Origin of the sequence: Streptomyces coerulescens (assembly GCF_042657965.1) — a bacterium.
Lineage (GTDB): Bacteria > Actinomycetota > Actinomycetes > Streptomycetales > Streptomycetaceae > Streptomyces > Streptomyces coerulescens.
Genome location: NZ_JBHSKM010000001.1, coordinates 104,280 through 111,028, shown reverse-complemented (window position 1 = coordinate 111,028; position 6,749 = coordinate 104,280). Strand labels below are relative to the sequence as shown.

At 70.7% G+C, this 6,749-nt stretch carries 5 protein-coding genes; all 5 read left to right on the top strand.

Annotation, left to right across the window (positions count from 1 at the left end; all coding sequences use genetic code 11):
• Positions 1-82 precede the first annotated feature (82 nt).
• The 5 genes from nrtL to thrB all read left to right on the top strand — a co-directional run bounded on the left by nrtL (position 83) and on the right by thrB (position 6,562).
• A complete protein-coding gene (gene nrtL, locus ACFPQ9_RS00510) occupies positions 83-1,402 on the top strand; it encodes an ArgS-related anticodon-binding protein NrtL (protein ID WP_380844636.1) in 1,320 nt (439 codons plus the stop codon).
• A gap of 17 nt (positions 1,403-1,419) precedes the next feature.
• Entirely contained in the window at positions 1,420-2,811 is a 1,392-nt protein-coding gene (gene lysA / locus ACFPQ9_RS00505; RefSeq protein WP_380844633.1) for a diaminopimelate decarboxylase, read from the top strand.
• Positions 2,812-2,968: 157 nt separating this feature from the next.
• Positions 2,969-4,267: a homoserine dehydrogenase gene (locus ACFPQ9_RS00500; protein WP_380845183.1), complete on the top strand. Its 1,299-nt coding sequence runs from the start codon at positions 2,969-2,971 to the stop codon at positions 4,265-4,267.
• A 6-nt stretch (positions 4,268-4,273) separates the two neighbouring features.
• Complete coding sequence (gene thrC / locus ACFPQ9_RS00495) at positions 4,274-5,332, top strand: threonine synthase (protein WP_380844630.1); 1,059 nt, start codon at positions 4,274-4,276, stop codon at positions 5,330-5,332.
• A 312-nt stretch (positions 5,333-5,644) separates the two neighbouring features.
• Positions 5,645-6,562 carry a homoserine kinase gene (gene thrB, locus ACFPQ9_RS00490; RefSeq protein WP_194040588.1) on the top strand — a complete coding sequence of 306 codons (918 nt, stop codon included), beginning with the start codon at positions 5,645-5,647 and terminating at the stop codon, positions 6,560-6,562.
• Positions 6,563-6,749: the final 187 nt, after the last annotated feature.

Sequence of the window (6,749 nt, the reverse complement as noted above, 5' to 3'; positions counted from 1 at the left end):
ACCCCCCCGCCCCCGTCCACATCCCGAAACCCACCCCAAACCCGTTCGCATACCCACCCCCCTCCTCCCATACGCTTGTCCCGTGACCACCCCCGTCGAGCTCTCCCGTTCCGTGCTGTGCGCGGTGCGTCGTGCTGTCGACGAGGGGGAACTTGTTGTCGCCGTGCCCGAGCGAGCCGTGGTCACCGTGCCGGGGCCCGGTGGGTGTGGGGACTACGCCACCAACATCGCCCTCCAGCTGGCCCGCCCGGCCGGGCAGCCCGCCCTGCGCGTCGCCGAGATTCTGCGGCCGCATCTCGCGGGGGCGGACGGTGTCGCCGATGTCGTCGTCACCGGGCCCGGGTTCTTGAACATCAGCCTCGGCGGTACCGCGTCCGTCGCCCTCGTCGAGGAGATCCTTCGGCGCGGGGACCGGTACGGGCACGCCAGCGGTCCCTCCGGGGAATTCGTGCCCCTGTCCTGTCCTCGTGAGGTGCGGGCCGTTGTCGTGATGGACGCCGCCGCGCGGATCCTGCGCTCGCAGGGCGCCGCCGTACACACCCGTTGTGAGGCTGAGTTCGCCGCGGAGTGGGTCGACGTCCTGGGCGTAAGGGTGGACGCGGTCGGCGGTCAGGCAAACGCACCCGGTCGGCGGGGCGATGACGATGCCGTCCTCGCGCGGGGTCCCCGGCGGCAGCCGCATCAGCCTGCCCTGCCCCACTGCACCGTGCGGCCGGTGCCCGCCCCCGTCGACCCCCTCTTCCTCGGACGCGACGCCGCCCGCTGGGCCCTGCTCCATCCTGCCGAGCACGACCGGCCCCGTGTCACCGACGAGCATCTCGTCCAGCGCGAGAGCAACCCTCTCTTCCGCGTCCGTTACGCCTACGCCCGCACCCGGGCCCTCGGCCGCAACGCCGCCGACCTGGGATTCGCTGCCGAGCCGGGACCCGTGGAGTCATTCGCGGGGCAGGCCGACACGGCCCACGCCCCGCGCGAGTCCGCGCACGATTCCTTCGAGCAGTCCCCGGACCACCCGACTGAGCAGGCCCCGGACCACCTGACCCGGCAGCCGGCGGCCCACCTCCTCAAGCACCCCACGGACCACCCCACCCACCGGCCCCAGGACCCGCACCCGCACCCGCACCCCCACACGCACGCCCAGCCCCACCCCCTCCTCACCACCCTCGCCGACCACCCCCGAGTCCTGGCCCAAGCCGCGGCCCACCGTGCTCCGGATCGTCTTGCCCGGCACCTCGTCGCCGTCGCCGATGGGGTGCTGCCGTTGCTGGCCGTCGTTCTTCCGCGTGGGGCGGAGAAACCCTCGGCCGCCCACCGTGCCCGGCTCGCCCTCGCCGAAGCCGCCGGGACGGTGCTGGCCGGTGGCCTGTCCCTGCTCGGCATCGACGCACCCGAACATCTCTGAGAGAGCCCACGACAGTCATGAGCCGTTCCGCACACCCCGCCGGGCCCCGTCACGCCGATGTCCTGCCCGAGGGGCACTACTCCGCGCCTCCCGCCGACCTCAACGCCCTCGACGCGAAGGTGTGGGCGCAGACCGTCGGCCGTGACGCCGACGGCGTGGTCACCGTCGGCGGTGTCGACGTGAAGACCCTCGCCGAACAGCACGGCACCCCCGCCTACTTCATCGACGAGGCCGACTTCCGTGCCCGGGCCCGCGCCTGGCGCAGCGCCTTCGGCAACGACGCCGACGTCTTCTACGCCGGCAAGGCGTTCCTGTCCCGGGCCGTCGTGCGATGGCTGCATGAGGAAGGGCTCAACCTGGACGTGTGCTCCGGGGGTGAGCTCGCCACCGCCCTCTCGGCCGGCATGCCCGCCGAGCGGATCGCTTTCCACGGGAACAACAAGTCCGAGGCCGAGATCCGTCGGGCCATCGAGGCCGGTGTCGGCCGGATCGTCCTCGACTCCTTCCAGGAGATCGTCCGCGTCGCCCACATCGCGCAGGAGCTCGGCAAGCGGCAGCGGGTCCAGATCCGCATCACCGTGGGCGTGGAAGCGCACACGCACGAGTTCATCGCCACCGCCCACGAGGACCAGAAGTTCGGGATTCCGCTGGCCGGGGGGCAGGCCGCCGAGGCGGTGCGGCGGGCGCTGCGGCTCGACGGGCTCGAGCTCATCGGGATCCACAGCCACATCGGGTCGCAGATCTTCGACATGTCCGGGTTCGAGGTCGCCGCGCATCGGGTGGTCGGGCTGCTGAAGGACATCCGTGACGAGCACGGCGTCGAGCTCCCCGAGATCGACCTCGGCGGCGGGCTCGGGATCGCGTACACGAGCTCCGACGATCCCCGCGAACCCCACGAGATCGCCAAGGCGCTCACCGAGATCGTCACCCGGGAGTGCGAGGGCGCCCGGCTGCGTACTCCGCGGATCTCCGTCGAGCCCGGGCGGGCCATCGTCGGGCCCACCGCCTTCACGCTCTACGAGGTCGGCACCATCAAGCCGCTCGACGGGCTGCGGACGTACGTCTCCGTGGACGGGGGCATGTCCGACAACATCCGTACGGCGCTGTACGACGCCGAGTACAGCGTCGCGCTCGTGTCCCGGACCAGCGACGCCGAGCCCATGCTCGCGCGCGTCGTCGGCAAGCACTGCGAGAGCGGGGACATCGTGGTGAAGGACGCGTTCCTGCCGGCCGACCTGGCACCGGGTGACCTGATCGCCGTACCGGCGACGGGTGCCTACTGCCGGTCCATGGCCAGCAACTACAACCACGTGCTGCGGCCCCCGGTCGTCGCCGTGCACGAGGGCGAGTCCCGGGTGATCGTCCGGCGGGAGACCGAAGAGGATCTTCTTCGGCTCGACGTCGGCTGAGCCGTAACAACGGCACGAACACGGGTGGAAGATCTCCTGTCTTCCACCCCGGTACAAATGAAATAGATGTCTCACGATCCGGACGAAGGGCAGAAACTCCCGTCCGGTGAGTGAGACTGGTGCAACCGTAGACGGTATGAGGAAACGAGGTCGGATGATGCGTACGCGTCCGCTGAAGGTGGCGCTGCTGGGCTGTGGGGTTGTCGGCTCAGAGGTGGCGCGCATCATGACGACGCACGCCGACGACCTCGCCGCCCGGATCGGCGCCCCCGTCGAACTCGCGGGCGTGGCCGTACGGCGGCCCTCCAAGGTCCGTGAGGGCATCGACCCGGCCCTCATCACCACCGACGCCACCGCCCTCGTCAAACGCGGCGACATTGATGTCGTGGTCGAGGTCATCGGGGGCATCGAGCCCGCCCGTACCCTCATCACCACCGCCTTCGAACACGGTGCTTCCGTCGTGTCCGCCAACAAGGCGCTGCTCGCCCAGGACGGCGCCGCGCTGCACGCCGCGGCCGAGGCGAACGACAAGGACCTCTACTACGAGGCCGCGGTCGCCGGCGCCATTCCGCTGATCCGGCCGCTGCGCGAGTCCCTCGCCGGTGACAAGGTCAATCGCGTGCTCGGCATCGTCAACGGGACCACCAACTTCATCCTCGACAAGATGGACTCGACCGGGGCCGGCTATCAGGAGGCCCTCGACGAGGCCACCGCCCTGGGGTACGCGGAAGCCGACCCCACCGCCGATGTCGAGGGATTCGACGCCGCCGCCAAGGCCGCCATCCTCGCCGGTATCGCCTTCCACACGCGCGTGCGTCTCGACGACGTCTACCGCGAGGGCATGACCGAGGTGACCGCGGCCGACTTCGCCTCCGCCAAGGAGATGGGCTGCACCATCAAGCTGCTCGCCATCTGTGAGCGGGCCGAGGACGGCCAGTCGGTCACCGCGCGGGTGCATCCCGCCATGATTCCGCTGACCCACCCGCTCGCCTCCGTGCGCGGCGCCTACAACGCCGTGTTCGTGGAGTCCGACGCCTCCGGGCAGCTCATGTTCTACGGCCCCGGCGCGGGGGGTTCCCCGACCGCCTCGGCCGTGCTCGGCGACCTCGTCGCCGTCTGCCGCAACCGGCTCAGCGGGGCAACGGGGCCCGGCGAGTCGGCGTACGCCGCCCTGCCCGTCTCCCCGATGGGCGATGTCGTCACGCGCTACCACATCAGCCTCGACGTGGCCGACAAACCGGGTGTTCTCGCCCAGGTGGCGACCGTGTTCGCCGAGCACGGTGTCTCGATCGATACGGTGCGCCAGCAAGGACGACAGGACGGAGGCGGCGAGGCGTCCCTCGTCGTCGTCACCCACCGTGCGTCCGACGCGGCCCTCGTCGGGACCGTCGAGGCGTTGCGCAAGCTCGACACCGTGCGGGGTGTCGCCAGCATCATGCGGGTTGAAGGAGAGTAACCAGCAATGACCCACCAGTGGCGCGGAATCATCGAGGAGTACCGGGACCGGCTGCCCGTCTCCGACACCACGCCGGTCGTGACGCTCCGCGAGGGCGGCACGCCCCTCGTGCCCGCGCAGGTGCTCTCCGAGCGCACGGGCTGCGAGGTCCACCTCAAGGTGGAAGGCGCCAACCCCACCGGGTCCTTCAAGGACCGCGGTATGACCATGGCCATCACCAGGGCCAAGGAGGAGGGTGCCAAGGCGGTCATCTGCGCCTCCACCGGCAACACCTCCGCCTCGGCCGCCGCCTACGCCGTGCGCGCGGGCATGGTCTCGGCCGTGCTCGTCCCGCAGGGCAAGATCGCGCTCGGCAAGATGGGCCAGGCCCTCGTGCACGGCGCGAAGATCCTCCAGGTCGACGGCAACTTCGACGACTGCCTCACGCTCGCCCGCGACCTGAGCGACAACTACCCCGTGGCGCTGGTCAATTCGGTCAACCCGGTGCGAATCGAGGGGCAGAAGACGGCCGCCTTCGAGATCGTGGACATGCTGGGCGACGCCCCCGACATCCACGTCCTTCCGGTGGGCAACGCGGGCAACATCACCGCGTACTGGAAGGGGTACACGGAGTACGCCGCCGACGGTGTCTCCCGGCGGACCCCGCGCATGTGGGGCTTCCAGGCCTCCGGCTCGGCGCCCATCGTGCGCGGCGAGGTCGTCAAGGACCCGTCGACCATCGCCACCGCCATCCGCATCGGCAACCCGGCGTCCTGGCAGTACGCGCTCGCCGCGCGGGACGAGTCGGGCGGGTTCATCGACGAGGTGACGGACCGTGAAATCCTGCGCGCCTACCGGCTGTTGGCGGCTCAGGAGGGCGTCTTCGTCGAGCCCGCCTCCGCCGCGTCGGTCGCGGGTCTGCTGAAGGCCGCCGAGCAGGGCAAGGTCGACCCGGGCCAGCGCATCGTGTGCACCGTCACCGGCAATGGCCTGAAAGACCCCGACTGGGCCGTCGCCGGCGCCCCGCAGCCCGTCACCGTCCCGGTCGACGCGGTCACGGCGGCCGAGCGGCTCGGGCTGGCGTAAGCGGGGCCCACGCTCCGTCGCAGCGGGCTCGCGTACGCGACCACGAGGCGCTCACCTGGGAAACTTCCCTACAGGGGGTGCACAGGGGGCATACGACACGCATCGTGCGCCTCCTGTGCGCCCTATGTCGCCACAGAACCTACCTTCGATAGGCTGTAGCGAACCCGCCCGCCGCATATGCCTCCGCATGGGGTGCGGTGCTGCGCCGTCTCCGCGGCCCGGAAGCGGCCCAGGGGTACTCGTACATATCGGGTACCCGTACGTCATCGAATGTCTTCGACAATCACGCAGCTCAAGGAGAGTCATCGAGAGATGGCCGGTCCAGCCTTCCGCGCCGCCGCCGTCCGGGTGCGCGTCCCCGCCACCAGCGCCAACCTCGGCCCGGGCTTCGACGCCCTCGGCCTGTCGCTGGGGCTCTACGACGACGTCGTCGTCCGGGTGGCCGACTCCGGGCTGCACATCGACATCGCGGGTGAGGGCAGCGAGACGCTGCCGCGTGACGAGAACCACCTCCTCGTACGTTCCCTGCGCACCGCCTTCGATCTGCTGGGCGGCCAGCCGCGCGGCCTGGAGATCGTCTGCGCCAACCGCATCCCGCACGGCCGCGGCCTCGGCTCCTCCTCCGCCGCCATCTGCGCCGGCATCGTCGCGGCGCGCGCCGTGACCATAGGCGGCGAGGCCAGGCTCGACGACACGGCCCTGCTGGAACTCGCCACCGAGATCGAGGGCCACCCCGACAACGTCGCGGCCTGTCTGCTCGGCGGATTCACCCTGTCCTGGATGGAGGCCGGCGCCGCGCGGGCGATCAGGATGGAGCCCGCCGATTCCATCGTTCCGGTGGTTTTCGTGCCCGGGAAGCCGGTCCTGACGGAGACCGCGCGCGGCCTGCTGCCGCGCACCGTTCCGCACGTCGACGCCGCCACCAACGCGGGCCGTGCCGCACTCCTCGTCGAGGCCCTCACCAGGCGCCCCGAGCTGCTGCTGCCCGCCACCGAGGACCGTCTGCACCAGGAGTACCGCGCTCCCGCGATGCCGGAGAGCGCCGCGCTGGTGGAGCGGCTGCGGGCCGACGGAGTGCCGGCGGTCATCTCGGGCGCGGGACCCACTGTGCTGGCACTGGCCGACGAGGACAGCGCCGACAAGGTCGCCCATCTGGCAGGTGAGGGGTGGGCCGCGAACCGGCTCGACCTCGACGCCCAGGGAGCGAGCGTGCTGCCGCTTGCGACCTGACACACGGTTGCCGGATTTCGAGAGGGGGAATGTTTGTTGGATCCGGTAGTGTTAACCTCAAGTCTGCACCCGACCCCACCATGGCGAGGTGCTTGTTGTCCCCGTCCGGGACAGACATTCTTCCGGGAGCCTCCCAAGCCGCACTGTGTTCCGTACGACGTACGCGGGCAGTACCTCGTACACGAGC

Bases quoted from the DNA above. Each gene is read 5' to 3' on its own strand.
- thrB (WP_194040588.1), top strand. From the start codon at position 5,645: ATGGCCGGTCCAGCCTTCCGCGCCGCCGCCGTCCGGGTGCGCGTCCCC.
- thrC (WP_380844630.1), top strand. From the start codon at position 4,274: ATGACCCACCAGTGGCGCGGAATCATCGAGGAGTACCGGGACCGGCTG.
- lysA (WP_380844633.1), top strand. From the start codon at position 1,420: ATGAGCCGTTCCGCACACCCCGCCGGGCCCCGTCACGCCGATGTCCTG.
- ACFPQ9_RS00500 (WP_380845183.1), top strand. From the start codon at position 2,969: ATGCGTACGCGTCCGCTGAAGGTGGCGCTGCTGGGCTGTGGGGTTGTC.